Below are 26,514 nucleotides of genomic sequence, written 5' to 3'. Positions count from 1 at the left end.
GTCGGCGGCAACCTCCGCACGACGTCCGCCCCGCCGCCTCTCCGCCCCGCCACCCCTCGCCCCTCCAGGAGCAGCCCGCCATGACCACCACGACCGCCCTCACCGAGCTGGCCGGTGACTACGTCCTCGACGCCGCCCGCAGCCGGACCGGGTTCGTCGCCCGGCACACCATGGGCACCAGGGTGCGCGGCCACTTCGAGTCGTTCGAGGGCAGCGCGCACCTGGACGGCGACGACCCGTCGAGGTCGAGTGCCGAACTGACCATCCAGGCCGCGAGCATCCAGACCCACAACCCGAAGCGCGACGATCCTCTGCGCGCCAAGTTCCTGGACGCGGAAGCCCACCCGTACATCACGTTCCTGTCGACCCGGGTGGCGCAGGTCGACGGGACCCGTTTCAAGGTGGCCGGTGATCTCACCGTCCGGGGCGTGACCAAGCCGGTCACCGTCGACTTCGAGCTGATCGGCGCCGAAGAGGACCCGGCGAACGGCCTCCGGGTCGGCTTCCGAGGGAGCGTCACGATCAACCGCAAGGACTGGGGCGTCAATTGGAACGCCGCGACCGGGGTCATGGTCGGGGCGAAGGTGACGCTGGAGTTCGACGTCGCCGTGGTCCGCTGCCCCTGACCCACCCGTCCGTACGCGGCGCCTCCCCGCCGACGTACCGCCGCGCGGGCTGTGACCATCCCAAGATTCACTCGTTTGACGGAGGGCAGCGGCCGATGTCATCAGCCTTTGGGAGGCGGCCTCTCCATGCCCACGTCCGACGCCCGCACCTCGGGTCCCGCGCAGCGGATCTCTCTCGGCCAGGCCGAGGCGGCCCTCGTCGACCGCTACACCAACCTGGTACGCCTCGCCTATCTGATCCTTCCGGTCGCGCTCTCGCGGCACCGCCGGGTCCTCGTCGCGCACGCGCTGGTGCAGCGTGCGCTGCCGGGGCCCTGGGGCTTCCGTTCGCGGGACACGGCCGCGCGGGTCCCCGCGCAGCGCACCGGCGGCGGGTCCTCCGGCGCCACCTGGCTGCTCCTTCGGGTCGTGCGGGCGGCGTTGGCGTACGAGCGGCGTCCTCGCGGCTGGCCGAAACGACTGCCGCCGCCGAGGGCGCTGCTGGTGGTGCTGCCCGTGGTGTGGGGGCTGCGGCTGTTCCCGCGGGCGGGCGGTGTCGACGAGGTCACGCTCGGGCAGGCCTGCGCCCAGGTCTCGCCCGCCGCCCGCGCCGCCTTCGTGCTGCGGCGCCTCGACGGGCTCGCGGACGCGGAGGTCGTGGAGCTGCTCGACTCCGCGGGCGCCGAACGGCCGAAGGACGCGCTGCGGGCCTCGTACCGCCTGGAGGAGCTGGCTGGCCCGGCGGCCACCTCACTGCTGCGGTCCCGGGAGTTCGACGCCTGCTCCGTGCAGACCCGGCCCACCGACCTGCTGCGGCGCAGGCGCCGGGCCCGGCTCGCCTGGGCGGCGGTGGCGCTGCTGCTACTCAGCGGCCTGGTCCTGACCGGCCTCGAGGCGGAGGGCGACAAGGGGTCCGGCCCCGCGACCGGGCCCGCCGCGGCCACCGCGGACCGGCTGCTCCGCGCCCCCGCCGCGGAGTGGGCCGACACCGCCCGCGTCGACTTCACCGCCTGGCCGCCCCGGGGACCGCGGACGGACGACCGCGCCCTGCTCGTCCGCGCCCTCGGCGTCTGGACCGGCCCCGGCCGCGGCGTGCGCGTCACGTCCGCCCCGGCCACGGCCACCGAACCGCCGGGCCGGGCACCGCGGTTGCTGTACGCCGGTGTCGTCGACGGCCGTACCGTCGTGCTCTTCCACGACGCCGAGCGCGTCATCCGTTACAGCGAGGACTCCTCAGGCGACGAGCCCGCGCTCGACTTCGCCCGCGCCGACAACGCCGATGTGACCACGGCCGCCGCGGTCGCCGTCAGCCGCGGCGACGGCCGCACCCGGTACCTCACCGCGCCATGGATCGCCGAGACGCACACCCGTGATCTGCTGCGGCCCGACACGGCGAGCAAGCCGTTGAACGTCTCGGCCGACGGGATCACCGCGCCCGTGCCCGACCCTGCCATCGGCCGCTCCTGCGACGCCTGGCCCGCGCTGCAACTGCGCTCCTCCTCGCGCATCGTGGAGAAACACGCGTTCCTGGTGACCGACCTGGGCGGGCTGCTGCCCGTCCATCTGACGTACACGCCGCTGCCCGGCTCCGGTGCCCCCGCCCGCCAGCCGCGCGAGGCCATGAGCCCGCAGGCGCTCGCCGGTTGGGCCCGGACCGCCTGCCAGTTGCCCGAGCTGCGCCGGGGCACAAGGTCGGTCAACGTCTGGGACTTCGCCGAGCAGGACCTGCCGGAGGACGACGGGCGGGCGCTGTGGTCCTGCGCCCGCGCCACCACCTGGCGCGGCCCCGGCGATGTGCTCCTCCAGTTCAAGGCACCGGCGGCGCGGGCCACGGCGTCGGCTCCCGTGATCGCCCGGGCCCGCTCCACGGCCGCCTGCGGCCGGTTCGGCCAGCACGTCGTGGCGAGCACCACCTGGCGGGCGGACTCGGGCCGCCGGTATCTGCTCGCCGCCGGGAGCCGGGAGGTCACCGGCATCGACGTCACGGGGGACGTGGACGCCTCCGAGCGGGGCCGGACCCTGGCGGAACCGGCGCCGCGCGACGCGCACGCACGGGTGCGCGCGCGTCTCAGCACGGGCGAGACCCTGGCCCCTCCCGGAGCCGCAACCGCCCCGGGGCGGTCCGGACAAGGGCCCGCGCGTCCCCGGGACCTGACCTCGTGACCGCCAGGGTCAGGAGGCGTGGGGCGTCCAGCGGCGCAGAGCATCGATCGTCGTCTCCGGTGAGGTGTTGAAGCAGAAGCGGATCCCGGGGGCCTCGGCGACGAGCAGGTTGATCAGCCGCTCGAACAGCAGGGTGTGTTCGGGCGCCATGCGCACGCCGCCACCGAACATGGCCAGTTCCACGGAATCCTCGGCCAGGGCCGCGCGCACCGTCTTCTCCGCCTCGTCCGGATCCGCGCCGATCAGGCAGTCCGTGGCGTCGAAGCCCGCCGCCCGTACCGTCGCGAGACCCTGCTCGATCCGTGCGCCCAGCGTGGCCTCGTCCAGGTCCGGATACAGGCTGTAGTCGATCGCGCTCGGGTGGAGGCCGACCATCAGAATCTTTGCCACGTTCATCATTCCTCACGGGAGACAGAACCACGTCGATCGAAGAACCCGTCGCCAGTGTGAGGGTCCCTGTCGGTGGCGGGTCATCCGGGGGTGCCGCGGCGGCGCCCTTCGACGTGGGGAGAACCAGCAGCCAACTACCCGTCAAACTCCCCGTGTACGGCACATGCACGCTCGCCGAGCCCTACAACCACCCACGGCGCTCCGCGTGTCGAAACCTGCGCCGGGACCACCGGCGACACCGACACCCGACACCCACGGAGTTCCCGTGCACCTGCCTACCCGTCCACCGGTCGCCCGGCTGACCGCGACCGCCGCGCTCGCCCTCGCCACCCTCGCCCTGGGCATGGCGCCCGCCCACGGCGCGGACACCGCCCGCGCGACCGACGACCCGCCGGAGGCCCCCTACACGGTGAGCCTCACCAGCAGCGAGAGCACGACCGACTACGCCCACCGGGATGTCGACCTCACCGGCACGGTGTCCCGCGCCGACGGCACCCCCGTGGCCGACGCGCCGGTCAAGCTGCTCAAGTCCGTGCTGTACGACACCTGGAACCCTTGGGGCGACCCCATCGACCCGACCGAGCGGGAGACCCTGGACCTGGGCACGGTCCGCACGGACGCCAAGGGGAACTTCACGCTCCCCGACGTGAAGGCGGACCGCTGGGAGGACAAGCCGAGCGTCTTCCTGTTCCCCCGTCACCGCGTGGAGTTCCAGGCCTCCTACGACCCGGGCGACCCCACGGACAACGAGATCTACTTCGGCGACACCACGGTCGCCGCCCAGCCGGTCGCCGGCACCCTCACCTACAAGGTCAACCGCACCAAGGTCCGCAAGGGCGACACCCTGATCGTCACCGGCAAGGTCACCTGGCCCCGCGGGCACGGCCCCGTGGCCGGTACCCGGGTACTGCTGCGGACTTACTACGAGTCGGCGTACAACGCGCAGACCAGGACCGACGCGAGCGGGAAGTTCACCGTCCGCGCCAAGATCCGTGACTACGACAACGAGTTCGTGGTCTTCTCCGCGCCCAAGGACTACTACATCGCCGGGGCCTCGAAGGACCTTCCCGTGAAGAACGTCACCAGGCCGGTCGGCGCACACGTCGCTCCCTGATCGAGCGGTTCGCCGGGCGGGGCGGGACGCGCCCCGCCCGGTTCGGATCCGCCTGGTCGTGACGCGGATCCCTGCGCGGACCGGCGCGGGCCGCTACCGTGGTGCGGGTGCTTGGGAAGTAGGCACATCAACAAGTGACTTGACGGCTGAAGCGGGGAAAGAGTTCGGCCGCGAGTATCCAAGGACACGCGTGTGTCCACGGACAGCTGATGTGTGCTGTGCCCCAGGCTGCGAGGGAGACCCAACCGTGAGTCAGGACCACCTGGACTCGAGCCCGACCGACTCCGGCCGCGAGGCCGACGCACCGCCCGCGACCGACGCGGTGCCGGGACCACGGCAGCAGGATGTCGCCGTGCGCAACCGCCAGTTGGCGCACGCCTGCGTCGCGCGCGCCCAGGGCGTCCTGATCGACCGCTACCGGCTCGCGTCGTCGCAGGTGGCGTTCGATCTGCTGCGCCGGACATCGCAGCAGATGAACATCAAGCTGCACACGCTGGCCGACGCGGTGATCCGGGTGCCGGGCCCCGACGCGGACGCCGAGCTGTGGTTTCCCGGGCGGGCCCGTTACAGCCCGCCGCCCCTGCCGGGCCTGGGAGAGCCGGAGGGCGACCACAGCGGGCAGGGCGCGGTGCTGAAGTCCACGCTGCGGCGGGTCCTGCACGTCACGCAGGCCGGGATGGGCAATGTGCAGGTGGCGGAGCACGGGATGCTCCGCCTGGAGAGACACACCGGGCTGAGCCGGGAGTTCACCGACTTCTTCGCCTTCGTGCAGGACTCGACGACGTCGTGCGCGCAGGCCGCCGAGGAGAGCAGGCAGGTGACGGTGAAGGACGTGGCCGTCGCGGAGATCTTCGACGAGGACTCCCGGCGCACCATCCTGCGGGCGGGCAGCCGCGCCTGCCACAGCGTTCCCCTGACGGGGCCCGGCGGCGCGGTGCTCGGCATGGTCTCCTCGCACCACGAACGCCCCCTGCTCGGGTTCACCCGCACGCAGCTAGGCGAGTTGGAGGCCGTCGGTGAGCAGGTCGGCCGCTGGCTGGCCTGGCACCGCAACACCCGTGTCCTGGACGCCCTGGAACACCTCCACGCGGCCGCCGCCGCCCTGCGCTGAGGCGACCGGGCCACCACCAACAGCCCGCGAGCCCCGCTCCCGCAAGCCCCCTCACACCCGCCGCCACCGCGCGCACGCCCACGAGAACAGGCCGAACGCCACCAGTGCCAGGGCCACCGCGACGAGCAGCCACGGGCCCGCCGGGGTGTCGCGGAACGAACGCAGGACGTCGTCCATGCCCTTGGCCTCCCCCGGCTCGTGCCGCACGGCTGCCACCAGGACGAAGGCCCCGGCCGCGGCGAAGACGGCGCCACGGCCGCTGCCGCCCACCACGCCGAGGGTGTCCACGGTCCGGCGTACCGAGGTGGACATCTCGCTCATCCGCAGGTGCTTGTGGTACTTGCGCCGCACCGCCCGGACGGCGATCCACACGCCGGCCGCGGCCACCCCCGCGCCCGCGGCGCCGACGATCCACTGCCCCGCGGGCCAGCCGAGGGCGGTCGCCGTCACATCGTCGCTCTGGCGGTCGGAGGAGCCGCTGCCGCTGCCCTTGTCCCCGGTGACGTAGGCCAGGACGGAGTAGGCGACCACGCCGTAGAAGACGGCACGGCCTGCCGACGCGAGGCGCTTCCTGGCCTTGTGGCCGTCCGGTCCGGCCTGCCCGAACAGCGCCTCCGAGAGCCGCCACAGCGCCATGCCCACGAGGGCGAGCCCAAGGAGCCACAGCAGGACGCTCCCGAACGGCTTGTCGGCGATCTCCGTCAGGGCGCCGCCCCGGTCGGCCTGCTGCCCTTCGTCGTCGGCGAACGCGATGCGCAGCGCGAGGACGCCGACGAGCGCGTAGAGGACGCCGCGCGCCACGAATCCCGCTCGTGCCGCCGACTCGACGGCACGCCCCTTCGCCACTCGGCGCGCCTGCTGTGTCCCGTCACGTACGACCCCGTCGAATCCCATGGCCCGCGAGTGCCCCGGTACGGCGGCACGATGCGCGTGCATCGTGCACGCGGAAACGCGGGCGGGACGGCGGGGGGCCGGCAAGGGGCGGTTCTCCCTCCGCGCCCCGCGCATGAGGGTTCTGTGCCCTGTGCATGAGGGCCGTTGAAGCGGCGCGGAGCGGGGTAGTCGGAGGGCAGGCTGTGCCAACCGTGTGAGGGTGCGTCATGTCGGATGCTTCGATGCGGGCCGTCGGCTGGGCCCAGTCCTTCCCCGTGTCCCGAGGCGTCAGAGCCGGGCGGGAGTGGGCCCGCGCCCATATGGAGTCCCTGGGGTGGGCACGCACGGACCCGGACGCGGTGGACTCGGTCGTCCTCGCGGTGTCCGAGCTGGTCACCAACGCCCACCACCACGCCCGCACCAGCGCGCAGGTGGTGCTGACCTGGGACGGGCAGGGGCTGCACCTGACGGTCCACGACTCCGGGCCGGGATCCCCCGCGCCGCGCCCCGCGGACGACTCCAGCGTCAGCGGCCGCGGACTGGCCATCGTGGACGCCCTCGCCGACACCTGGAGCATCCATCCCACGGCGGACGGCAAGACCATCACCGCCTGCTTCAAGGGCCCCGGCGACGCGCCCTGCTCCCGGCGCGACGCCTGAAGGCACTCCCCCGGCGCCCGGACTCCCGCTCGTGAAGAGCCCCGCACCAAAGCCCGCGAAGAGCCGAGCCGCGGCGAAGGTATGGACTTGACCGCGTGGTCTCCCTACGCTCTGCCGCATCACGAACTGAGAGCGCTCTCAGCAACTCTGGTCCACCACACCCCCGTTGGAACGACGAGAGGTCCCCCACTGTGAGACGCACCGTCCCCGCGAGACGCACCGGCGGCGCACGCCTCGGCCTGTCCGCCCTGCTCCTGATGGCCACCTGCGCCGGAACCGGGCTCTCCTCCGCCGCTGCCGCCGACCGCGAAGCGACCCCCGACCGCACATCCCCACCCCCCGCCTCCGCCGCCCTCCTGGACGCCATGGAGCGCGACCTCGGCCTGACCCCCGCCGCCGCGCGTGAACGGCTCGCCGACGAACAGCGGGCCACCGCGACCGAGCGGGCGGCGCGCAAGGCCGCCGGTGCCGCGTTCGGCGGCGCCTGGTTCGACGAGAGGCGCGGCGGCCTCGCCGTCGCCGTGACACAGCGACGCGCCCTCGCCGACGTCCGCGCGACCGGCGCCGACGTGCGCCTCGTCGCGCACAGCACCAGGGAGCTGGACGCGGCGAAGGCCCGCGTCGACAAGCTCGACGCCCCGGCGGACGTGGCCAGTTGGCGTGTCGACCACAAGGCGAACCGAGTCGTCGTCGAGATCGTCGCCGGACACCACGGCGACAACGATGTCAGCACCTTCCTGCGGAAGGCCCGCGCCGTCGCGCCCGTGCGGGTGGCGACGGTTCCCGAGGGGCCGCGGACCTTCGCCGCGGGGACGGTCGGCGGCGACCCGTACTACACCGGCAACGTCCGCTGCTCCATCGGCTTCTCGGTGCACGGCGGCTTCGTGACGGCCGGGCACTGCGGGCGCGCGGGCGCGTCGGTGCGGGGCTGGGACGGGTCCGCCATGGGCACCTTCCAGGGCTCCTCGTTCCCGGGTGACGACTACGCGTACGTGTCCGTCGGGCACGGCTGGTGGACCGTGCCGGTCGTCCTCGGCTGGGGCACGATTCCCGACCAGCTCGTGCGCGGCTCGGCCGAGGCGCCCGTCGGGTCGTCGATCTGCCGGTCCGGGTCCACCACGAAGTGGCACTGCGGCCGGCTGCTCGCCAAGAACGAGACCGTCAACTACTCGGACGGCACGGTCGTGCACCAGCTGACCAAGACCAGCGTCTGCGCCGAAGGCGGCGACTCGGGTGGCTCGTTCATCAGCGGCGACCAGGCCCAGGGCGTGACCTCCGGCGGCTGGGGCAACTGCGGCAGCGGCGGCGAGACGTGGTTCCAGCCGGTCAACGAGATACTCGGGCGCTATGGGCTGAGGCTGCACACCGCCTGATCGTGACCGGCCGCAACGAACCTGTCCGCATGGGCGCGGCCGGTCCCGCCTGATCACGCACGACCGATCAGACCGTCGGGCCGCGCCCGGGCACGTGAACCCCCGGGGTGCCGACAGACCGCGCACGCGTCACGCGGCTGTCGGCGCCCCCGGTCCCGCTCAGTCCTCCAGTGCGTCCACGACGTCGTCTCAGTCCTCCAGCGCCTCCACGACGTCGTCGAGGCGGACGAACTTGAAGCCCGTGGCCTCGCGCCCGGACGCCTGCGGGGTCTCGTCGCCGTCCTGGACGACGAGGAGCCCGTGCGGGTACTTGGCGCCGAGCGGGGCGTTGAGCACGGCGGCCCCGTCGCACTCCTCGGAGCCGTCGAGGGTCGCGGAGGCGGCGGTGACGCGGAAGCCGCCCTCGTACTCGTTGTCCTCGCCGCGTTCGCGGTCGTACGCGGCGAAGGTGTTGTCGCCCTGGCTGGAGGCGAGGACGTAGCCGTCGCCGTCGCGTTCGGTGAGCAGGGTGAGGCCTTCCACGTCGGCGGCGAGCCGCTTGCCGCCGTAGCCGGGGTCGGCGCCCGGCACGCACTCGTCCGTGGCCTCGTCGTAGGTGCCGGGCACGCCGTACTCGCGCACCTTGTCGACGAGGGTGGGCGTGCCGGTGAGGTCGGCGCGCAGCCGCCAGATGCCGACGTCCTCCTGGCCCGCGTAGAGGGTGCCGTCGGCGGGGTCCACCACCATGCCCTCGACCTGGGGCAGTTGGCCCGGCTCTCCGCACGGCGTCCAGGAGGTGCCGTCGGGCAGGCGGAAGGCCGACGGCAGGTCGAGGGTGCGGATCGTGCGGTAGCCGACCGTGCCGGAGCGGCCGGGCAGCAGCTCCAGGAGGGCGACGCGGGTCCGCTCGCGCCGGCTGACGACGGCGTACGAGCGACCCGTGGCCCGGTCGGTCCAGGTGGCCAGGCCGTAGGCGGTGCGCTGTTCGTTGACCTCCCCCTGGTCGGCGGAGAAGACGGGGGTCGCGGCCGGGTCGGTGACGTCGGTGAGCGGGCCGCCGGGGCGGTCGCGGTCGATGCGGTAGAACCGCAGCCGGTCGTTGCCCCGGTCGCTGGTGACCGCGATGTCGGCGCGGCCGGTGGACAGCTTCAGCCCGTGGACCAGGTCGACGTTGTTGAAGCGGCCGGGGGCGTCGCCGGGTGCCGGTCCCGCGGGCGCGGGCAGCTGCTGCACCTGCCGCGCTTCGAGGTCGTACACGCGCAGGCCGCCCTCCTTGGCCGTGGCGACGACCAGGCTGCGGCCCGGGTCCGCGGCGTTCCGCCAGATCGCCGGGTCGTCGGCGTCGGAGTTGCCGCCCGCCTCGTCGTCGTACAGCGGCGCCGTCTCGGCCCGGGGGGTGAGCGCGGGCAGGGCGCCGGGCGCGTGCGCCTGCGCGGGGGCCGCGGCGGCGAGGGCGGCGAGGGCGGTCGCGACGGCGAGGACGCTCGGTCTGCGGATACGGACCTTGGGCACGGATGGGCTCCTTCGGTTCCTGACGCACGCAGCTCGTTGCGGCTGCGGTTCGTGGCGGACTTCGGCTCGTCCCGGGCGCGCGGCGCACCCGGCGTCCTGCCCGACCGCGTGCGCTCGCAGGCTCTTGCGTACTGATGCGGGGTGAGGGGCGGAAGTACGCCCGCGGAAGAGGACACGTCATACACATAAACGGCATGCGCATGACGGGGACACTGGCGCGAAAACGCCGCCTCCCGAGCCCCCTCCCCCGGCCGACAATGGCGGCAGGACGACACGGGGGACGGGGGATCCGGTGAGGTATTCATGCTGCCCTGACGGAACGTGGGAGCGGGCCGCCGCCCGCCCGGCACCCGCGCTCAGGCCCGGCGTCGTGGGTTACCGCGGCTTCCGGTTCGACCTGACCAGGGCCCGGCGGCGGCTCGAACTCCCCGACTTCATGACGACGTTGGTGATTCTGTTCGGGCAGCGGCTCAGCGTGTGGGAGGCCGCGGGCGGAGGGCGGGCCACCAGGTCGACGTACAGCTCCGTGTACGCGGGGATGCAGTCGCGGGCCCGGCTCGGCGAGCACGACGGGCGGCTCAGCGGCGTGGAGGTGGTGATCGCCCCCTGGGCGGCGTACACGCTCTTCCGTACGCCGATGAACGCGCTGGCCAACCAGTTGGTGGAGCCCGCCGATCTGCTGGGTCCCCGGTTCCGTGGCCTGGACGAGCGCCTGGGTCTGTGCCCCGACTGGGCCGCGCGCTTCGCGCTCCTGGACATGACGCTCACGGGCTGGCTCCAGGACGGGCCGCACGGCTCGGCGGAGGTGCTGTGGGCCTGGGGGCGGCTCAACCGCACCGCGGGCCGGATCCCCGTGCACGCCCTGGCCCGCGAATGCGGCTGGAGCGAGCGGCACTTGGAACGGCGCTTCGAGCAGCAGCTCGGACTCCTCCCGAAGACCGCCGCGCGCGTCCTGCGCCTGCGCAGCGCCGTCGGCCTGCTGTCCCAGGGACACAACGGCGCCGCGGCCGCCTCCCTCGCGGGCTACGCCGACCAGGGCCATCTGAGCCGGGAGTTCAAGGGCATGACGGGCTGGACCCTGTCGCGCTTCACCGCCGCCCGCGGCCTCGCCCACAGCGGCCCGGCGGAGGTGGACCGCGGCGACCGCAGGCCCACGAGCCTGGTCCTGCCGGACTGACCGGACACCCGCACGCGGCACGCCGCACCCCGCACCCCGCACCCCGCACCCCGCATGCCGCATGCCGCATGCCGCCCGAGCGCGCCCCCCGGACACCGGCCGCCGCATACCGGATTCGCGCCATCCCCCGGCGAGGTCGGTTTTCTTCAATACGTCTCCCGGCCCCTTTGCGAGGCTGCGTCGCACCACCGGCGTGGCCGGCGTCCCGCGGACGCCGACACGGCGGCGGGCTGGACCGACTGACCACCGGCATCCAGCACCCACTTGTCCGAGCCGAGCCATCGCCCAGCGGCGATCAGCCAAGGAAACAACGGGGGAAGCACATGCCCATGCCACGCGCCGAGAGCGTGCGTGCCGTTCTGGAGGCCGACGGGCACGCCGTCGCGGACCGACTCGCCGGACAGCGGCACGCCATCGAACTCCTGCAGGACATCGGCCGGTTCGTGCCCCAGTACACCGGCACCGTGGAGCACGAGGTCGTGCACCGTCCCGGCAACGACGGCCGCGCCTACTCGCAGAGCCGCAACACGATCCGCGCCCACACCGAGGCGCCGGGCTGGGACCCGAGCCCGCGCCACCTCGCCCTGTACTGCCACCGGCAGGCCCGCTGCGGCGGCGGCCACACGGACCTGCTCGACGGACGGCTCCTGGAGAAGCTGCTCGGCCCGGCCGAGCACGCCCTCCTCACCGAGCCCCGGCTCGCCTTCCCCGGCCCGGGGGGCGGGACCGTCACCGTGCCGATGCTGTACGAGGAGGACGACGGCCGCCCGGTGCTCAGGTTCAGCTACAACCTGCTGACCGCAGCCGACTACGACGCCGCCCTCGACGCGTCCCCGGAGCCGGAGCTGCTGCCGCTCGGGCGGGCGGGCGCGGCCCTGGCCCGCCGGGTGGGCGAGCTGTTCGACCAGCACCGCACGCGGATCCTCGTCCCTGACGGATGCCTGCTCATCTGGGACAACCAGCGGATGCTGCACGCCCGTTCCGCGTACGAGGACGCGGACCGCCATCTGACCCGCTACTGGATCGCCGCATGAGCGGCCCGGGAACCCGCACGCTGTCGGGCCGCAGGCTGGCCGCGCTGGTGCGCGACCGGTGCGCGGACGCCGGGCTCGCGCACGATGTCGACGTGGTCGGCCAGGTGCTTCCGTTCAAGGTCAGCGGCCATGTCATCGACCATCTGGTGGACTGGAAGAGCGCCCCGGACGACCCGCTGTACCGGCTGCTCTTCCCGCACCGCGACATGATCGACCCGGCGCACTTCCGGGCCGTGGAGCGCGCCCTCGGGGACCCGGCGGCGCTGCGGGCCGCCGTGGCCGCCGTCCGCCGCGACCTCAACCCGCACCCCGGCGAGCAGCTCACCCGGAACATCCCGCGCCTCGACGAGGGCGACGAGGGCGGCGCAGTCGAGGGAGTGCAGCACAAGTACGCCCAGACGGCGCTCGTCTTCCCCCGGCACGGCCAGACCTGTCACTCCTATTGCTCGTACTGCTTCCGCTGGGCGCAGTTCGTGGGCGACCCGGGGCTGCGCATCGCCGACGACGGGCCGCGCCGCGTCACCGACTATCTGCGGCACCACCCCGAGGTCAGCGACGTCCTGTTCACCGGCGGGGATCCACTGGTGATGCGCACGGACCTCCTGGAGCCGTACGTGGACGCGCTGCTGCGGCCGGGCCTCGAACACATCACGACGGTGCGCATCGGCACCAAGGCGCTGTCCTTCCACCCGGCGCGGCTGGTCACCGATCCGGACGCCCCGCCGCTGCTGCGCCTTCTTGAGCGGCTGGTGCGGGCGGGGCGGCACGTCGCCGTCATGGTGCACGTCTCGCACCCGCGCGAGCTGGAGCCGGACCTGACGCGGCTCGCCGTCGCCGCCCTGCGCGGGGCGGGCGCCGAACTGCGCTCCCAGGCACCCGTCGTCCGGCACGTCAACGACGACCCCGGCGTGTGGGCGGACTCCTGGCGCGCCCAACTCGCCCTCGGCATCCACCCGTACTACCTGTTCGTCGAGCGCGACACCGGGGCGCGCCGCTACTTCGGCCTGCCGATCCAGCGCGCGTACGAGATCCACCGGGACGCGACGACGCAGCTCTCGGGGCTCGGGCGCACCGCGCGCGGGCCGGTGATGTCGACGACCGAGGGCAAGGTGACCGTGGACGGGCCGACGCGGCTTCCGGGCGGCGAGCGGGCGTTCGCGCTGCGCTTCCTCCAGGCCCGTGATCCCGACCTGGTGGGCCGCCCCTTCCACGCCCGGTGGGACCCGGACGCGCAGTGGTGGTCCGACCTGGTGCCGTGCGCGGACCACGACCGGCGGTTCTTCCCGCAGGACGCGGCGCCGCCCGTGCCCGTACGACAAGGGGGCCCGCGCTGAACGCCTCCCCGGCGGGCTCCGCGACGGGTGTCGCGCTCGCGGCCGTGTCGGCCTGCACCTTCGGCACGGTCGGCCCGGCCACCAAGGTCCTGGACTCGGCGGGCCTGACGGCGATGGAGATCGCCCAGGCCCGCCTGTCGGTCGCGGCGGTGCTGCTGCTCGCGTTCGTCGCCCTGACCCGGCCGCGCGCGCTGGTCGCCGCGGCGCGGGAGGCGTACGGCGTCGTCGCGGTGCTCGGCGTCTTCTCCTTCGCGACCTTGCAGACCCTGTGCGGTGTCGCCGTCGCCCGCATCCCTGTCGGCGTCTTCGTGGTGCTGCAGTTCCTGGCGCCGGTCATCGTCGTCGGCTGGCTGCGGTGCGTACGGCGGGTGCCGCAGCCCCGGCTCGTGTGGACGGGGACGGCCGTGGTGCTCGTGGGGCTGCTGCTCGTGGGCGAGGTGTGGTCGCGGCTGCGGCTCGACGTGGTGGGCGTGCTCGCGGCGCTGGGGACGGCGGCGGCGCTCTCGGTGCGTTTCCTCGTCGCCGGGCGGGCGCTGGTGAAGCACGACCCGGTCACCGTGACGGCCCTCGGCATCGCGGTCGGCGCGCTCGCGCTGAACATCGTCTCGCCGGTGACGGGCTTCCCCTACGACATGCTCGGCCACACGGTCCGCCACGAGTCGGTGTCCGCGCCCGTCTGGGTGGTCGTGGTGTGGGCCGCGTTCGTCGCGACGCTCGTGGCGTACGTCAGCGGCATCGCGGCCCAGCGGTTCCTGGCGCCGTCGGCGGCGAGCCTGTTCGCGACGCTGGAGGTGGTGGCGGGGGCGGGGGCCGCGTACCTGTTCCTCGGCCAGACGCTGACGCCCGTGCAGTGCGCGGGGGTCGTCACGGTCCTGGCGGGGGTGGCGCTCGCGCAGCGGACGATGCGCACGTCCCCCCGCCCGGGCGGGCGGCGCGTCGACCCCCTTCCGGCGGCGGGATCCCTCCATCCGGTGCCGACCGAGTCACGGCACGCGGCGACAGAACCCCACGAGAGCCCGAGAGGAACCTGAACGATGGACGAGCGCTTCGTCAGCAGCTCCGAAGAAGACGCCTTCGGCTCCGCGATGTTCGGTGCCGTCGACAACCCGGTCATCCACCGCCTGGCCGCCAACTGGAAGCGGCGGGCCACCGTCAAGCGGGACGACACGGACCTGCTCGACCTGTTCGACCCCGCGCTGCCCGACTACCCCGAGGAGATCGTCCCCTTCGCCGACCACCCCACGTACACCGGGCTCCCGCCCGAGCAGCGGTCGTCCATCCTCACCTGGGCGATGATCGCCCTGAACCGCAACACCGAGTACTCCGAGACGCATGTGGTCAACCCGGCCTTCGGGCTGATCCTGCGCGGCGAGTTCCCCGGCCTGTGGGGCGAGGCCCTGGAGGTCTCGCTGATGCAGGCCATGGTCGACGAGCAGTACCACATCCTCATGCACCGCATGGCGAGCTACGTGACCCGGGCCCGGCGCGGTGAGCAGTACGAGGAGAAGCAACTTCCCCTGCCCTACGTGTCCGTGACGCACCGTGAGCTGACCGAGCGGGCGGTGGAGCGATGGCAGCGCAGCCTGCTCACGCTCGCGTTCTCCACCACGACCGAGCTGTCCATCGGCGCGTACCTCGAACTGGTCGCCAAGGCCGAGGGGGTGCAGCCCATGAACGTGGCGCTGTCGCGGCTGCACCGGCACGACGAGGTCTGCCACGGCTCGATCAGCGGCGAACTCCTGAAGGTCCTCTATCCCCAACTCACCGAGGAGCAGCAGCGGTTCCTGCTCGACGCGCTGTGCCGGGCGCTGCGGGCGTACTCGGCGAACGACTACCGCGCCTGGGAGGCGATCATGCGCTTCGTCGGAGTCGAGGGCGGCGCGGACATGCTCCAGGACTGCCGGTCGGCGGGGCGCACGGCGCTGTTGCGGGACTACAGCGGCCTGCACCAGGTCCTCGCCGAGCTCGATGTCCTCGACCGGCTCGAGTTCGACTGGTCGAGCGTGAAGGTGTCGGGCCAACTGCCGTACGTCCTCTAGGAGGGGTGCGACCGTGTCACTGCCGGAGAACGTGTCACAGCCGGAGATCGTGTCACTGCCGGAGAACGTGTCACAGCCGGAGAACGTGTCACAGCCGGAGAAGGAGAAGCGCGGCACGCGCGGACCCGCGTCGGACGCGCGCGCCCCTGGCACCTCGGCGTACCTCGTCGACGCGGACGCCGCGCGCGCCGTCGCGGCGGCCGCCCTCGGCGCGCACGGCGTGGACGGCGAGGCCTGCGCGCTCGTCGCCGACGCCCTCGTGGAGACGTCGGCGCGCGGGGTCGGCACGCACGGCCTTCGGCTGCTGCCCGGCTATCTGGACGACCTCGCGCGGCGGATCGCCAATCCGGCACCGCGGATCGCCGTGGTCCGGGAGAGCGGGCCTTCGGCGCTGCTCGACGCGGACGCGGCGCTCGGGGTGGTGGCGGGGGCCACGGGCGCGCGGGAGGCCGTGCGGCGGGCCGCGCGGTACGGGGTCGCGGCCGTCGTGGTGCGCAATTCCAACCACTTCGCGGCCGCCTCGATCCACAGCCGGGTCATGTCCCGTGCGGGGATGGCCGGTTGGGCGATGACGTCGGCGTCGTCGCGGGTGGCGCCGTTCCACGGGCGCGATCCGCTGCTCGGCACCAATCCGGTGAGTGTCGCGGCCGGGGCGGGCGACCACGAGTTCGTCCTCGACATGGCGACCAGTCAGGTGTGTCTGGGGGCGGTACGGGAGCGGGGGCGCCGCGGCCGTCCCCTGGACGCGGGCTGGGCCACCGACGGCCACGGGCACGGCACCCTCGACCCCGCCCTGGCCAGCGCCCTGTCCCCGCTCGGGCCCGGCTACAAGGGGCAGGGCCTCGGCATGATCGTGGCCCTGATGACCGCCGGGCTCGCCGATGCCCCGCTGGACTGGGAGCTCGACCACATCGAGCAGGCCGAGTCCGGCGGCGGCCGCCGCGTCGCGCACTTCCTGCTCTGCCTGGACCCGGCCTTCTTCTGCGGCCGCGACGCCTTCGAGGGGCGGCTGCGCGACCTGATCGACACGACCCGGGCGGCCCCGCCCGCAGGCGCCTCGGCGGTCCTTTCCCCCGGGGATCCGGAGCGGCGCAGCGAGCGGGCGGCCGCACGGTCCGGGATCACCCTCGACGTGGACACGACGCGGGCCCTGGAGCGCCTCGCCCGCCGCCACGGCCTGCCCGCGCCGACCCTGCGCCCGCTCCCGCGCGACACCTCATGACGGGCCCGCCCGCAGCACGCTTCCGCGACGCAGCACGCCTCCACGACGAAGGGCACCCCATGACGAGGAGCATCCGATGAGCGCCCTCTCCCCCGCCGAGCACATCTGGATGGACGGCCGCCTCGTCGCCTGGGACGAGGCCAAGGTGCACGTCCTGACGCAGTCCCTGCACTACGGCTGGGCGGTGTACGAGGGAATCCGCGCGCATCCGACGGTGGACGGCACCCTCGCCGTGTTCCGGCTGCGCGACCATCTCGCGCGGCTCGTCCGCTCCGCCCGCGTGTACCGGATGGACATCCCCTTCACCGAGGACGAGTTGGCCACGGCGACGACCGAACTCGTCGCCGCGGGCGGGGCGGGCCCCCGCTATGTCCGCCCGCTGGTGTATCTCGGCTACGGCAGCATGGGGGTGGCCCTGGACCTGTCCGCCGTACGCGTCACACTCGCCGCGTGGGCGTGGGAGGACCAGCCTGCGCGGTCCTGGCGGCTGATGACGAGCGCCTGGCGGCGCAACCACCAGGACACCATCCCGCCGCTGGCGAAGGCGACGGGCGCGTATCTGAACTCCTCGCTCGCTAAGTTGGCGGCGCTGCGCGCGGGTTACGACGACGCGCTCATGCTGACGTCGGCCGGTCATCTCTCCGAGGGCTCGGCCGCGAACGTCTTCGTCGTACGGTCCGGCGTCCTGCACACCCCTCCGGTGCAGGACGGCATCCTGCCCGGCATCACGCGCGCCACGGTCCTCGACCTCGCGCGCGCGGCCGGGATTCCCGTCTGCGAGCGGCCGCTCGCCCACGCCGAGGCCTACACGGCCGACGAACTGTTCGTCACCGGCACCGCCATCGGTGTCGTCCCGGTCGAGTCCCTGGACGACCGCCCCACGGCGCTGCCCGCCCCCGGGCCCGTCACGGCCGCGCTGCGGGACGCGTATCAGGACGCGGTGACCGGCAAGAACACCCCGTCGCCCGACTGGCTGACTCCCGTGCCGCGCCCTCGTGCCTAGGCGCTCCGGCGCGGCTCGGCGGCCTGGGCGAGCGCCCACAGCTCCAGGTACGCCCGCTGGATGAACGTGCCGGTCAGGGCGGGGCTCGTGTTGGCGAGCGCGACGAGTGCCACGTGCTGGTGCGGGCTGAAGCCCGCGAAGGCGGTGAAGCCCCGGGTGCCGCCGGAGTGGTGGTAGAGGTCGTGGGTCGGTCGGGGACGGATGTTCCAGATCAGGGCGATGCGGCGGCCGGTGCGCGGCAGGGCGATCCGGGGCGTCGTGACGTCGGCGAGCGCGGTGCGCAGCGTGGCGGGGACGGCGGCGGGTGCCGAGGCCGGGTCGAGCAGGGCGTCCAGGGAGGTCAGCAGGTCGCGGGCGCTGGACCGGCCCGCTCCCGCGCCGGGCAGGGCGGGGATCTGCCAGGTGGGGCGCGCTCTGCCGTGCCAGTAGCCCGTGGCCTGGGGCTGGTCGGCGGTGCAGCTGGTGCGGGTGAGGCCGAGCGGGTCGAGGACGCGGGCCGCGAGCAGGGGCGCGAGGGGGGCGCCGGGTCCGTGGGCCGCGTGGGTGAGAAGGGCGCCGAGCAGGCCGACGCCGAGGTTGGAGTAGCGCACGCGGGTGCCGGGGGCGGCGCGGGGCCGGGTGCGGGCGAGGGCGGCGCGCAGGTCGGTGGCGGAGAAGGCGGCATACGGGTTGCTGAACCAGGTGGTCGCCCCGCTGCGCAGCAGTCCTGGGGGAAGCCGGGGCAGGCCGGAGGTGTGGGTGGCGAGGTGCAGCAGGGTGATGGGGGCGCCGCGCAGGTGCGGGGTGGCGGTGCGGGGCAGGAAGCGGGAGATCGGGTCGTCGTAGGCGACCTCGCCGCGGGCGACCATCTCGGCCAGCAGCAGGGCGGTGAACGTCTTGGTGAGGGAGCCGATCTCGAAGCGGGTGTCGGGGTCCGCCGCCGCGGCGCCGCGCAGCGCGGTGGAGCCGGTGGCGAGGACGGCGTGGTCGGGGCCGCGGCGGACGGCGACCGCCACCGCGCTGGCACCTGGGGCGGCGGCGCGCAGGGCGGCGAGCAGGTTCACCGCCCAGGCGGGCTCCCCCGGGCTCACCGCTGCTCCGCCGCCCCGCCCAGGGTGCGGGAGACCGCGAGGGTGCCGGCGATGGCGGCGACCACGGCGGTGTGCTGGTGGTCCTCGAAGCGGCGGCCGGGGTCGTCGGCGACGGGGTCGCCGTCGCGCGGCACCAGGCCGTCGGCGTGCTGGACGCGGGCGAGCCGCTCCCAGTCGGCGGGCTCGCAGTACGGCTCGGGCAGACAGGAGCCGACGATCATCAGCTCGGCGACCAGGTCCCACTGCTCGATCTCGGCCCAGATGTCGATCCAGACGGGCAGCCAGGTGGTCACGTACGCGGCGAGGTCGTCGGGCAGGCCCGCGGGGTGGCCGCCCCAGTCGGTGAGGTGGAAGACGGTGTGGGTGACGCAGTAGCCGGTCATCCAGTCGATGAGCCAGGGCTCGGGGACGGCGCCGAGCCAGGTGGCGCGGGCCAGGCCGGGCCAGTCGTAGGCGTGCGCGCCCTGGTCGAGGCCCGCGACGCGGGCCGCGTTGGCGACGGCGAGCCTGCGGTTGGGCAGGACCTCGGCGCCGCGCACCGAACGCAGTCCGCTGGTGTGGGCGAGCAGCCGTTCCAGGGGTTCGTGGCGGATGCCGCAGCGGGCGAAGGGCGCGTACGTCTCCAGCGGGTCGGTCATCATCGAGTACCGCAGCAGCCGTTCGTACAGCATGTCGCCGTCGCCGAACTGCCGCCAGCAGAAGTCCATCAGCTCACGGGCCAGGCGCAGCTCGGTGCCGCCCGCGGCGGACTCGCGCAGCACGAGCGAGGCGGCGAGAGCGCTCTCGCCGAGGGGTTTGTAGACGCTGTCCGGATCACCGAGGTCGGCGGTGGTGTCGGCGGGCAGGGCGCCGAGCTCCCGGTGGGTGTGCAGCCAGGTCAGGGCCCGCGCGCTCACCTGGTGCGCGGTCCGCGTCACGGACGCCGTCATACGGTCTCCAGTCCGAGCAGCCGACGGGCGATGGCGACGTCGAGCGCGAGCCGCGGGCCGCCGCCGTGCAGGCGCAGGTGTTCGAGCAGGGGCACGGGGTCGAGCGGGAGGGGGACGCCCTCGGCGCCGAGCAGGGCGAGCCAGCGTGTGATGCGGGCGGCGGTGGGGAAGTCGCGGCGCAGCACGGCGCGGGTGGCGCCGCGCGCGAGGGCGAGCGGGGCGGCGCGGGCGGCGGAGTGCACGGGTCCTTCGAGTCCGGGCAGGGCGAGCGGCGAGAGCTGGCCCATGCGGACGGACCAGCGCTGCCAGCCGGTGTCGGGCTCGGGGGCTCCCGCGGGCCGTGGCGCCAGGACGCCGCCCGGGCCCGCGTCGGTGAGGCGGGCGAGCAGGGCGGCCATGGCCCAGTCGCGCCAGGCGACGACCCAGGGTTCGGCGGCCCCGGCGGGTGGCGGGTCGGGGGTGTTCACCGGGGGTGGGAAGAGGGCGAAGGACTGGGTGACGGCGGCCGCGTCCTGGGGGTGGAGGACGGCGTCGGCCAGTAGGTAGGGGGCGAAGGCGTCGGCGCCGACCACCCGGATGGCGGCCAGCGCCGCCTTGGGGTCGTCCGCACGTTCGACGTGCTCGGCGACCATGGCGGTGCCCCCGATGCCCCGGAGGGCATCGAGGGCACGAACAGCCAGGTCAGCCGCTGAAGCGGCGTACGCCGTCTGCGACCGATCAGGACTCACTTGCCCTTCGGCTCCTTCGGCTCCTTCGGCGATACGAGCGCGAGGAGCAGCAGGAATCCCGCCGCCTCGGGCGCGTACGTCGGCGCGTCGCTCAGGGCCGCCTCAGGCTCCACCATGGCCGTACCGAGCGCCATGGCGTCCGTCGGAGCGACAAGAAGCGGTGTGTGCTGAGCAAGCATCGGTGCCTCCTCAAATAGACGTCGCCACTACATCCAGTGACGCCCACCCTTGCCCCAGTTTATGGCAATTCATCATTATTGTCTGTTCAGTTCGAATCGATCACCGCGCCGCGGCCCCTATCGGCCAACTGCTCCAGCGTCTCCGCGAACCCGTCCCACGCCACCTGCGTGTCGTCGGTCGCCTCGTGCGGGCCGCGGAACCAGTCGGTGAACTCGGCCACGTCCAGCAGGCTCCACCGCAGCCGGTACAGCTCCAGCGCGGCCGCGTCGGGGGCCCGGCCGGTCAGCCCGGCGTAGTGGGCGAGCGCGGCCGGGTCGTCCGCGAGCAGCGACAAGTCCCGTTCGGGCAGGGCGAGTCCGACCGTGTCCCAGTCCACGAGGAGATAACCGTCCGCGCCCTGGATGAGGTTGCCGGGGTGCGGCTCGCCGTGGGTGACGACGAGCGGGGCGCCGCCGCCGCGTACGCGGCTCGCGAGCGCGCCGAAGTCGGCCATGCGGGTGCGCAGGGTCGCGGTGTGGGCGGCGAGCAGGCGGCGGGCCGGTTCGGCGTACGGGCCGCCGGACCAGGTGCCGCCGAGGTCGGCCAGGGCCGCGTGGACGCCGGTGAGACCGGCGGGCTCCAGGGGGGTGCTCGGCGTGGTGGCGGGCGGCGTACTGCCGTGCAGCCGCGCGAGCAGGCCGAGGACGCGGTCGCGGTCCGCGTCGTCGAGGCGGTCGCCGAACTCGCCGGTGCGGCCCGCGACATGGGGGAAGACCGTGAGGGCGTACCGCTCCCCCAGCGGCACCACCGAGCTCCCGTCCGTGGCGGCGACGGGGGCGACGACGAACTCCAGGGCGTCGCGGGCGCGCAGCGTCAGCGCCGTGTCCATGGCCCGGCGCAGTCCGGTGCCCGCCGTGGCGGCGTCCGGCCCGCAGTGCGCCTTGTGCTCCAGGTCGGAGACGGTGACGAACCAGTCGCGCCCGTCGTCACCGGTGACGTTCCAGTGGTGGTCGCCGAAGCCGACGGGCGCGTAGGTCAGCGCTGTGGGCGCGATGCCGTAGGCCGCGAGACCGCGTGAGAGGGTTTCATTTCGTAGATTTTCAGGAAACGCCTTCATGCCCGCACGCTAGCAACCACCGTGCGGCGGCGGGCATTTGGCGCGGCGCGCCCGCCGCCAGCGTACGGGGAAGGGCTCTGCCCGAGGTCAGGCGGGGAGTTCGAGCAGCGCCGCCCACTGGTCGATGGCGGGCCGCTCGGCGAGGTCGGTGAGCGCCACGTCCACTCCGTACGTCTCGCGCCAGCGGCCGACCAGTGTCATCAGGCGCACCGAGTCGAGGCCGTAGTCGACGAGGTTCTCGTCGAGGGGGATGTCGGCGGGCTCCTCGCCGAGGACGTCGGCGATGTCCTGGCGGAGCTGATCCAGGGTCAGGGTCGGGGTCACGGCGGTCAGTTCCCTTCGAGTACGGAGTCGGTGGTGGTCACCACGGCGCAGCGCCCGGCGGCCCAGCGCAGCGCCATCGCGTGGTCGTCGGCGGAGAAGTCCGCGACGGCGTCGGCGACGACGAAGGCCTGGATGTCCCGCATCCACGCGTCGCAGGCCGTCATCAGCACGCCGATGTGGGCGTAGATCCCCGTGATCACCAGCTGGTCGCGGCCGAGGGCGCGCAGGTGCTCCTCCAGGTCGGTGCGGACGAACCCGCTGTACTTCCACTTCGTGAGGACCTTGTCCTCCGGTGCGGGCGCGACGGCGTCGGCGATGGCGGCGGCGTGCGGGTCGTCCGGGAGTCCCGAGCCCCAGAAGTCCTGCTGGAGGCCGCGCTCCTCGGGGGTCTGCCCGCCGGGCTGGGCGGTGTAGAGCACGGGCACGCCGAGGGCGGCCGCGCGCTCCTTGAGTCCGCGCACGTTGGCCAGCAGTCCGGGGACGGGCGCGGCCTCGGTGTCGTACGCGGACAGGAAGTAGTTCTGCAGGTCGTGCACGAGGAGCACGGCGCGGGCCGGGTCGACCTTCCAGTCGACGCGGCTGGCGGGCAGGTCGGCGGCGGTCGGCAGGGGGTAGGGGGTGATGGCGGGCAGGGCCATGATGCTGAGTTTTCCGTTTCGGCTGGTCAGAGGGTGCCGGGGCGGGGCCCGGCGGGGTCGGCTGCGGGGGCCTTGCCGGTGTCGGTGGCACCGGCCCTGAGGTCCTTCTTGGAGATCTTCCCGACCCCCGTCTGCGGGAACGCGTCCACGAACTCCACGCGGTCGGGCACCTTGTACGCCGCGAGGCCGCGCTCGCGCACGAAGCGTTTGACGGCGACGGGCCTGAGCGGCTCGGCGCCCGCCTTGAGGATCACGTAGGCACAGGTGCGTTCGCCGAGGTACGGGTCGGGTTCGCCGACGACGTTGGCGTCGTGGACGGCGGGGTGGGCGAGGAGGTGGTTCTCGATCTCCTCGGCGGCGATCTTCTCCCCGCCCCGGTTGATCTGGTCCTTGGCGCGGCCCTCGACGACCAGGTGGCCCGTCGGGGTGAGCCGGACGATGTCGCCGGTGCGGTAGAAGCCGTCGGCGGTGAAGGAACGCGCGTTGTGCTCGGGCGCGTTCCAGTAGCCGCGGATGGTGTAGGGGCCGCGGGTCAGCAGATGGCCGGTGGCGCCGACGGGCAGGTCGTTGTCCTCGTCGTCGACGACCCGGATCTCGTCGTCCGGGGAGATGGGGCGGCCCTGCGTGGTGACGATGGTCTCCTCGGGGTCGTCGAGGCGCGTGTAGTTGACGAGCCCCTCGGCCATGCCGAAGACCTGCTGGAGGGTGCAGCCGAGCGCGGGCCTGACCCGCCGGGCCGCCTCCTCGCTGAACTTGGCGCCGCCCACGAGGAGCACGTCGAGGCTGCCGAGGTCGTGGGTCGTCGTCGCGGCGGCCTCCGTCCACAGCAGCGCCAGCGGCGGGACGAGGCCGGTGAGGGTGACGCCCTCGGCCTCGATCAGCGGGAAGGCGGTCTCGGGCGCGGGCTGGGGGCAGAGCACCACCCTGGCACCGGCGTACAGGGCGCCAAGGGTTCCCGGTGAGGACAGCGGAAAGTTGTGGGCGGCGGGCAGCGCGCACAGATAGACGCTGTTCTCGTCGACGCCGCACAGCTCGTTGGAGCCCCACAGCGAGTAGATGTAGTCGTCGTGGGTGCGCGGGATGAGCTTGGGCACGCCGGTGGAGCCGCCCGACAGCTGGAGGAACGCGAGGTCGTGCGGGGCGGGCCCGGCCACGGGCTCGGTGGGCTCGACGGGCACGTCGGCGAGGGCCTCGAACTCCCCCGGCTCGCCCTGCGCGACCCACACGTGCCGCAGCGTGGGCACGTCGGCGCGGACCTTCGCGGCCAGCGTCCGGTAGTCGTAGCCGCTGTGTTCGGCGGCGATGACGTAGGCGGCGGCCCCGGTGAAGCGGCAGAAGTAGGCGATCTCCGTCTCGCGGTGCGCGGGCAGCGCGAACACCGGCAGCGCGCCGACGCGGAACAGCGCGAAGACGACTTCGAAGAACTCGGCGATGTTGGGGAGCTGCACCACCACGCGGTCGCCCGCCGTGATGCCGCGGGCGAGCAGTCCGGCGGCGAGCCGGTCGGCGCGGATGTCGAGTTCGCCGTAGGTCCAGCGGCGGTCGGTGGCGGGGTCGACGACGGCGATCCGGTCGGGGTGTGCGGCGGCCCGTTCGCGCAGCACGCTCCCGAAGGTCTCGCCGCGCCACCAGCCCGCGGCGCGGTAGCGCTCGGCGAACTCCCTCGGCCAGGTGGGCGCCTGGGACTCCCGCGCGGTGTCGGACGCGACGGTCACAGCTCGGCCCCCACCGCGGCGAGGAACGTACGGAACTTGGCGGCGGTCTCCGCCGTCTCGGCCTCCGGCTCGGATGCGGCGACGACGCCCGCGCCCGCGAAGAGGCGCAGGGAGTCCCGTTCGGCCTCCGCGCAGCGGATGGTGACGACCCATTCGCCGTCGCCCGCGGCGTCGCCCCAGCCGACCATGCCGGTGAAGAAGCCGCGGTCGAAGGGCTCGCTGTCGCGGATGACCTCGCGGGCCGTGTCGGTGGGCGTGCCGCAGACGGCGGGCGTCGGGTGCAGCGCGCAGGCCAGTTCGAGGGCGGAGGCGCCCGGGCCCGCGAGGGTGCCGGTGACGGTCGTCGACAGGTGCCACATGGCGGCGGTGCGGATCAGGGTGGGCTTCGCGGGGACGGTCATGTCCGCGCAGTGGGGCGCGAGGGCCTGGTGGACGGCGTCCACGACGACGGCGTGCTCGTGCAGGTCCTTGGCCGACTGCAGCAGCGCGGCCGCCCGGCGCACGTCCTCGGCGAGGTCGTCGCTGCGCGGTATGGAGCCCGCGAGGGGGTTGGCGATGACGCGCCGCCCGCGCCGGGACACCAGGAGCTCGGGGCTCGCGCCGATGAGGGTGCGGGCGGGTCCGGTCGGCAGGGCGAAGGTGTAGCCGCCGGCGTCGCGCCGGGCCAGGCGCTGGAGCATGGCGGGGACGTCGAGGGGCTCGGCGCAGTCGAGTTCGAGGGTGCGGGCGAGGACGACCTTGCTGAACTCGCCGCGCCACATGCGGTCGACGGCGGCGGCCACGGACGCGCCGTACACCTCGGGCGCGGGGACCTGGCGGATGCGCCAGTCCACGCGGGCGGGCGACTCGGCGGGCAGCGCGATCAGCGGGTCGGCGGCCAGCGGCGGCGCGGTGCGCAGGGCAGCGGGCACCGCGAGGGCGGCCGGGGCCGTCTGGTCGAAGGGCACCGCCCCGATGACGACGGGCGACTCGGCCCCGTCCGCGCGGGCCTGCCCGAGCGTCTGGGCGACCCGCGCCGCCAACGGTCTCTCGTCGTGCGGCACTTCACTGTGCGCTCCCTGCCCGAGCAGGGTGCGGGTGGGGGTACCGAGGAAGCGGGCGCCCGGCCGGTAGTCGGCGAGGAGCGCGGTGGCAGCTCCTACGGCGGGGTGGGCCGGGTCGGCCAGGGCGGGGACATGTGTGGCGACATCGGGTGCCGTCGACACGGAGGGCTCCGTTTCTCCCGGGGCCCGCGCCTCCGGTGGGAGGTACGGCCGCGGGTGCGGGGGGGGTGAGTGAGGGCACGTGTGTTCTGCCGGTGGCGGCGGACGTGCGGGGGCGAGGCGCGAGGGGCGCGGCGGGTCACCGCAGGGTGGCGCCGCCGTCTACGTAGAGCTCTTGCATGGTGATGTGCCGCGCCCGGTCGGACGCGAGGAACAGCACCGCCTCCGCGATGTCGCGGGGCGCGGCGATACGGCCCAGGGGGATGCCGGTGCGGAACGTGGCGGGGTCGCCGTCGACGACCCGCTGCGGGGCCGCGTCGTCGGTCCACAGGGCTCGCTGCATCGCGGTGTCGGTGGATCCGGGGGCGACGATGTTGCAGCGCACGCCGCTGCGGGCGAGTTCGAGGCCGAGGCACTTGGTGTACATGGCCGCGGCGGCCTTGGAGGCGGCGTAGGCGGCCATGCCGGTGCGGGGCACTCCGGCCGCGTTGGAGCCGACGGTGACGATGCTGCCGCTGCCGCGCGCGGCCATGCGGGCCCCGACGGCGCGGGAGGTGTGGAAGACGCCGGTGGTGTTCACGGCGAAGGTGTCCGCCCAGTCCTCGTCACTGAGCTCAACGGCCGGACCCGGGCGAAGGATTCCGGCCACGTTGACCAGGATGTCGAGCGGGCCGCGGTCGCGTTCGACGGCGTTCACGGCGGCTTCGACGGCCGCGGCGTCCGTGACGTCCATGACCTGCGCGGTGATGGTGCCCGTAACGGTGGCGCCGCGCGGGGGCGGGTCGCCCACCGGCTCGGCGGTCAGCTCCTTCAGACCGTCCGCGGTGCGGTCGGTGGCCAGTACGTGGGCACCTTCGGTGGCCAGCAGCCGGGCCACGGCCGCGCCGATTCCTTGTCCGGCCCCGGTGACCAGGGCGGTCCGGTCGGCCAGTTCCGTGCGGTCGCCGGATATGGGTATGGGCATGATCAACTCCCCCCGTCGTTCTTAGGTAAGCCTAACCTTAGACGAATCGAGCGCGACACCACCCCATCTCGACCGCTTGT

The 26,514-nt window shown here is 73.9% G+C and carries 26 protein-coding genes; 13 read left to right on the top strand and 13 right to left on the bottom strand.

Annotated elements, in window-relative coordinates; translation table 11 throughout:
* The first annotated feature begins 80 nt into the window (after positions 1-80).
* Positions 81-626 (top strand): YceI family protein, encoded by a 546-nt coding sequence (locus ACZ6AA_RS29995; RefSeq protein ID WP_468481400.1) that lies wholly within the window; start codon positions 81-83, stop codon positions 624-626.
* A gap of 126 nt (positions 627-752) precedes the next feature.
* Positions 753-2,768, top strand: a complete 2,016-nt coding sequence (locus ACZ6AA_RS29990) for a hypothetical protein (protein ID WP_471461071.1) — start codon at positions 753-755, stop codon at positions 2,766-2,768.
* Between the two features lie 9 nt (positions 2,769-2,777).
* On the opposite strand, the gene ACZ6AA_RS29985 is transcribed toward ACZ6AA_RS29990, so the two are convergent.
* The gene (locus ACZ6AA_RS29985; protein ID WP_468481398.1) at positions 2,778-3,158 is read right to left on the bottom strand and encodes a hypothetical protein; all 381 of its coding nucleotides are present in this window, start codon (positions 3,156-3,158) and stop codon (positions 2,778-2,780) included.
* Between the two features lie 265 nt (positions 3,159-3,423).
* On the opposite strand from ACZ6AA_RS29985, the gene ACZ6AA_RS29980 reads away from it, so the two are divergent.
* Together ACZ6AA_RS29980 and ACZ6AA_RS29975 are read left to right on the top strand one after the other, a co-directional pair.
* Positions 3,424-4,272, top strand: coding sequence for an acyl carrier protein (locus ACZ6AA_RS29980; RefSeq protein WP_468481397.1), 849 nt, complete (start codon positions 3,424-3,426; stop codon positions 4,270-4,272).
* 247 nt (positions 4,273-4,519) lie between these two features.
* Positions 4,520-5,383, top strand: coding sequence for an ANTAR domain-containing protein (locus ACZ6AA_RS29975; protein WP_471461065.1), 864 nt, complete (start codon positions 4,520-4,522; stop codon positions 5,381-5,383).
* 51 nt (positions 5,384-5,434) lie between these two features.
* On the opposite strand, the gene ACZ6AA_RS29970 is transcribed toward ACZ6AA_RS29975, so the two are convergent.
* On the bottom strand, positions 5,435-6,277 hold the full coding sequence (locus ACZ6AA_RS29970; protein WP_468456991.1) for a DUF1206 domain-containing protein: 843 nt from the start codon (positions 6,275-6,277) through the stop codon (positions 5,435-5,437).
* Between the two features lie 206 nt (positions 6,278-6,483).
* On the opposite strand from ACZ6AA_RS29970, the gene ACZ6AA_RS29965 reads away from it, so the two are divergent.
* Together ACZ6AA_RS29965 and ACZ6AA_RS29960 are read left to right on the top strand one after the other, a co-directional pair.
* On the top strand, positions 6,484-6,915 hold the full coding sequence (locus tag ACZ6AA_RS29965) for an ATP-binding protein (protein WP_468456849.1): 432 nt from the start codon (positions 6,484-6,486) through the stop codon (positions 6,913-6,915).
* 257 nt (positions 6,916-7,172) lie between these two features.
* A complete protein-coding gene (locus ACZ6AA_RS29960) occupies positions 7,173-8,288 on the top strand; it encodes a S1 family peptidase (RefSeq protein WP_468456989.1) in 1,116 nt (371 codons plus the stop codon).
* 189 nt (positions 8,289-8,477) lie between these two features.
* Here the strand turns inward: ACZ6AA_RS29960 and ACZ6AA_RS29955 are convergent, their stop codons facing one another.
* On the bottom strand, positions 8,478-9,779 hold the full coding sequence (locus ACZ6AA_RS29955) for a phytase (protein ID WP_468456847.1): 1,302 nt from the start codon (positions 9,777-9,779) through the stop codon (positions 8,478-8,480).
* Positions 9,780-10,149: 370 nt separating this feature from the next.
* On the opposite strand from ACZ6AA_RS29955, the gene ACZ6AA_RS29950 reads away from it, so the two are divergent.
* From ACZ6AA_RS29950 to ACZ6AA_RS29920, 7 genes are all read left to right on the top strand, one after another.
* Positions 10,150-10,956 carry a helix-turn-helix transcriptional regulator gene (locus ACZ6AA_RS29950; protein WP_471461054.1) on the top strand — a complete coding sequence of 269 codons (807 nt, stop codon included), beginning with the start codon at positions 10,150-10,152 and terminating at the stop codon, positions 10,954-10,956.
* A gap of 323 nt (positions 10,957-11,279) precedes the next feature.
* Complete coding sequence (locus ACZ6AA_RS29945) at positions 11,280-11,990, top strand: TauD/TfdA family dioxygenase (protein ID WP_471461050.1); 711 nt, start codon at positions 11,280-11,282, stop codon at positions 11,988-11,990.
* Positions 11,987-13,324, top strand: a complete 1,338-nt coding sequence (locus tag ACZ6AA_RS29940; protein ID WP_471461046.1) for a KamA family radical SAM protein — start codon at positions 11,987-11,989, stop codon at positions 13,322-13,324. Before ACZ6AA_RS29945 ends, ACZ6AA_RS29940 begins: the two co-directional genes overlap by 4 nt.
* Positions 13,207-14,355, top strand: a complete 1,149-nt coding sequence (locus ACZ6AA_RS29935; protein WP_468456839.1) for an EamA family transporter — start codon at positions 13,207-13,209, stop codon at positions 14,353-14,355. The genes ACZ6AA_RS29940 and ACZ6AA_RS29935 overlap by 118 nt, the downstream gene beginning before the upstream one ends.
* Positions 14,356-14,358: 3 nt before the next feature.
* Positions 14,359-15,363, top strand: a complete 1,005-nt coding sequence (locus ACZ6AA_RS29930; RefSeq protein ID WP_468456837.1) for a diiron oxygenase — start codon at positions 14,359-14,361, stop codon at positions 15,361-15,363.
* Between the two features lie 13 nt (positions 15,364-15,376).
* Positions 15,377-16,585 (top strand): Ldh family oxidoreductase, encoded by a 1,209-nt coding sequence (locus ACZ6AA_RS29925; RefSeq protein WP_471461039.1) that lies wholly within the window; start codon positions 15,377-15,379, stop codon positions 16,583-16,585.
* A 76-nt stretch (positions 16,586-16,661) separates the two neighbouring features.
* Positions 16,662-17,588 carry a branched-chain amino acid transaminase gene (locus ACZ6AA_RS29920; protein WP_471461035.1) on the top strand — a complete coding sequence of 309 codons (927 nt, stop codon included), beginning with the start codon at positions 16,662-16,664 and terminating at the stop codon, positions 17,586-17,588.
* Here ACZ6AA_RS29920 and ACZ6AA_RS29915 read toward each other — a convergent pair.
* From ACZ6AA_RS29915 to ACZ6AA_RS29870, 10 genes are all read right to left on the bottom strand, one after another.
* Complete coding sequence (locus tag ACZ6AA_RS29915; RefSeq protein ID WP_471461031.1) at positions 17,585-18,658, bottom strand: serine hydrolase domain-containing protein; 1,074 nt, start codon at positions 18,656-18,658, stop codon at positions 17,585-17,587. The two genes, ACZ6AA_RS29920 and ACZ6AA_RS29915, sit on opposite strands and share 4 nt — an antisense overlap.
* Positions 18,655-19,587, bottom strand: coding sequence for a DUF6895 family protein (locus tag ACZ6AA_RS29910; RefSeq protein ID WP_471461028.1), 933 nt, complete (start codon positions 19,585-19,587; stop codon positions 18,655-18,657). The genes ACZ6AA_RS29915 and ACZ6AA_RS29910 overlap by 4 nt, the downstream gene beginning before the upstream one ends.
* Positions 19,584-20,315 (bottom strand): hypothetical protein, encoded by a 732-nt coding sequence (locus ACZ6AA_RS29905; protein WP_471461025.1) that lies wholly within the window; start codon positions 20,313-20,315, stop codon positions 19,584-19,586. The genes ACZ6AA_RS29910 and ACZ6AA_RS29905 overlap by 4 nt, the downstream gene beginning before the upstream one ends.
* Positions 20,312-20,494 (bottom strand): hypothetical protein, encoded by a 183-nt coding sequence (locus ACZ6AA_RS29900; RefSeq protein ID WP_468456825.1) that lies wholly within the window; start codon positions 20,492-20,494, stop codon positions 20,312-20,314. Before ACZ6AA_RS29900 ends, ACZ6AA_RS29905 begins: the two co-directional genes overlap by 4 nt.
* A gap of 86 nt (positions 20,495-20,580) precedes the next feature.
* A complete protein-coding gene (locus ACZ6AA_RS29895) occupies positions 20,581-21,591 on the bottom strand; it encodes a phosphotransferase (protein ID WP_471461020.1) in 1,011 nt (336 codons plus the stop codon).
* 87 nt (positions 21,592-21,678) lie between these two features.
* Positions 21,679-21,924, bottom strand: coding sequence for a phosphopantetheine-binding protein (locus tag ACZ6AA_RS29890; RefSeq protein WP_468456987.1), 246 nt, complete (start codon positions 21,922-21,924; stop codon positions 21,679-21,681).
* Positions 21,921-22,553, bottom strand: coding sequence for an isochorismatase family protein (locus tag ACZ6AA_RS29885; protein WP_468456821.1), 633 nt, complete (start codon positions 22,551-22,553; stop codon positions 21,921-21,923). The genes ACZ6AA_RS29890 and ACZ6AA_RS29885 overlap by 4 nt, the downstream gene beginning before the upstream one ends.
* Positions 22,554-22,579: 26 nt before the next feature.
* The gene (locus tag ACZ6AA_RS29880; protein WP_468481385.1) at positions 22,580-24,268 is read right to left on the bottom strand and encodes a (2,3-dihydroxybenzoyl)adenylate synthase; all 1,689 of its coding nucleotides are present in this window, start codon (positions 24,266-24,268) and stop codon (positions 22,580-22,582) included.
* A complete protein-coding gene (gene dhbC / locus ACZ6AA_RS29875) occupies positions 24,265-25,473 on the bottom strand; it encodes an isochorismate synthase DhbC (RefSeq protein WP_468456817.1) in 1,209 nt (402 codons plus the stop codon). Before dhbC ends, ACZ6AA_RS29880 begins: the two co-directional genes overlap by 4 nt.
* 136 nt (positions 25,474-25,609) lie before the next feature.
* Positions 25,610-26,434, bottom strand: coding sequence for a 2,3-dihydro-2,3-dihydroxybenzoate dehydrogenase (locus tag ACZ6AA_RS29870; RefSeq protein ID WP_468456815.1), 825 nt, complete (start codon positions 26,432-26,434; stop codon positions 25,610-25,612).
* Positions 26,435-26,514 lie beyond the last annotated feature (80 nt).

The organism is Streptomyces sp. NPDC040610, assembly GCF_055594065.1.
This window is presented reverse-complemented; position numbering and strand designations above follow the sequence as displayed.

Bases quoted from the DNA above. Each gene is read 5' to 3' on its own strand.
- ACZ6AA_RS29995 (WP_468481400.1), top strand. From the start codon at position 81: ATGACCACCACGACCGCCCTCACCGAGCTGGCCGGTGACTACGTCCTC.
- ACZ6AA_RS29990 (WP_471461071.1), top strand. From the start codon at position 753: ATGCCCACGTCCGACGCCCGCACCTCGGGTCCCGCGCAGCGGATCTCT.
- ACZ6AA_RS29970 (WP_468456991.1), bottom strand. From the start codon at position 6,277: ATGGGATTCGACGGGGTCGTACGTGACGGGACACAGCAGGCGCGCCGA.
- ACZ6AA_RS29965 (WP_468456849.1), top strand. From the start codon at position 6,484: ATGTCGGATGCTTCGATGCGGGCCGTCGGCTGGGCCCAGTCCTTCCCC.
- ACZ6AA_RS29960 (WP_468456989.1), top strand. From the start codon at position 7,173: ATGGCCACCTGCGCCGGAACCGGGCTCTCCTCCGCCGCTGCCGCCGAC.
- ACZ6AA_RS29945 (WP_471461050.1), top strand. From the start codon at position 11,280: ATGCCCATGCCACGCGCCGAGAGCGTGCGTGCCGTTCTGGAGGCCGAC.
- ACZ6AA_RS29940 (WP_471461046.1), top strand. From the start codon at position 11,987: ATGAGCGGCCCGGGAACCCGCACGCTGTCGGGCCGCAGGCTGGCCGCG.
- ACZ6AA_RS29930 (WP_468456837.1), top strand. From the start codon at position 14,359: ATGGACGAGCGCTTCGTCAGCAGCTCCGAAGAAGACGCCTTCGGCTCC.
- ACZ6AA_RS29920 (WP_471461035.1), top strand. From the start codon at position 16,662: ATGAGCGCCCTCTCCCCCGCCGAGCACATCTGGATGGACGGCCGCCTC.
- ACZ6AA_RS29910 (WP_471461028.1), bottom strand. From the start codon at position 19,587: ATGACGGCGTCCGTGACGCGGACCGCGCACCAGGTGAGCGCGCGGGCC.
- ACZ6AA_RS29900 (WP_468456825.1), bottom strand. From the start codon at position 20,494: ATGCTTGCTCAGCACACACCGCTTCTTGTCGCTCCGACGGACGCCATG.
- ACZ6AA_RS29895 (WP_471461020.1), bottom strand. From the start codon at position 21,591: ATGAAGGCGTTTCCTGAAAATCTACGAAATGAAACCCTCTCACGCGGT.
- ACZ6AA_RS29885 (WP_468456821.1), bottom strand. From the start codon at position 22,553: ATGGCCCTGCCCGCCATCACCCCCTACCCCCTGCCGACCGCCGCCGAC.
- ACZ6AA_RS29870 (WP_468456815.1), bottom strand. From the start codon at position 26,434: ATGCCCATACCCATATCCGGCGACCGCACGGAACTGGCCGACCGGACC.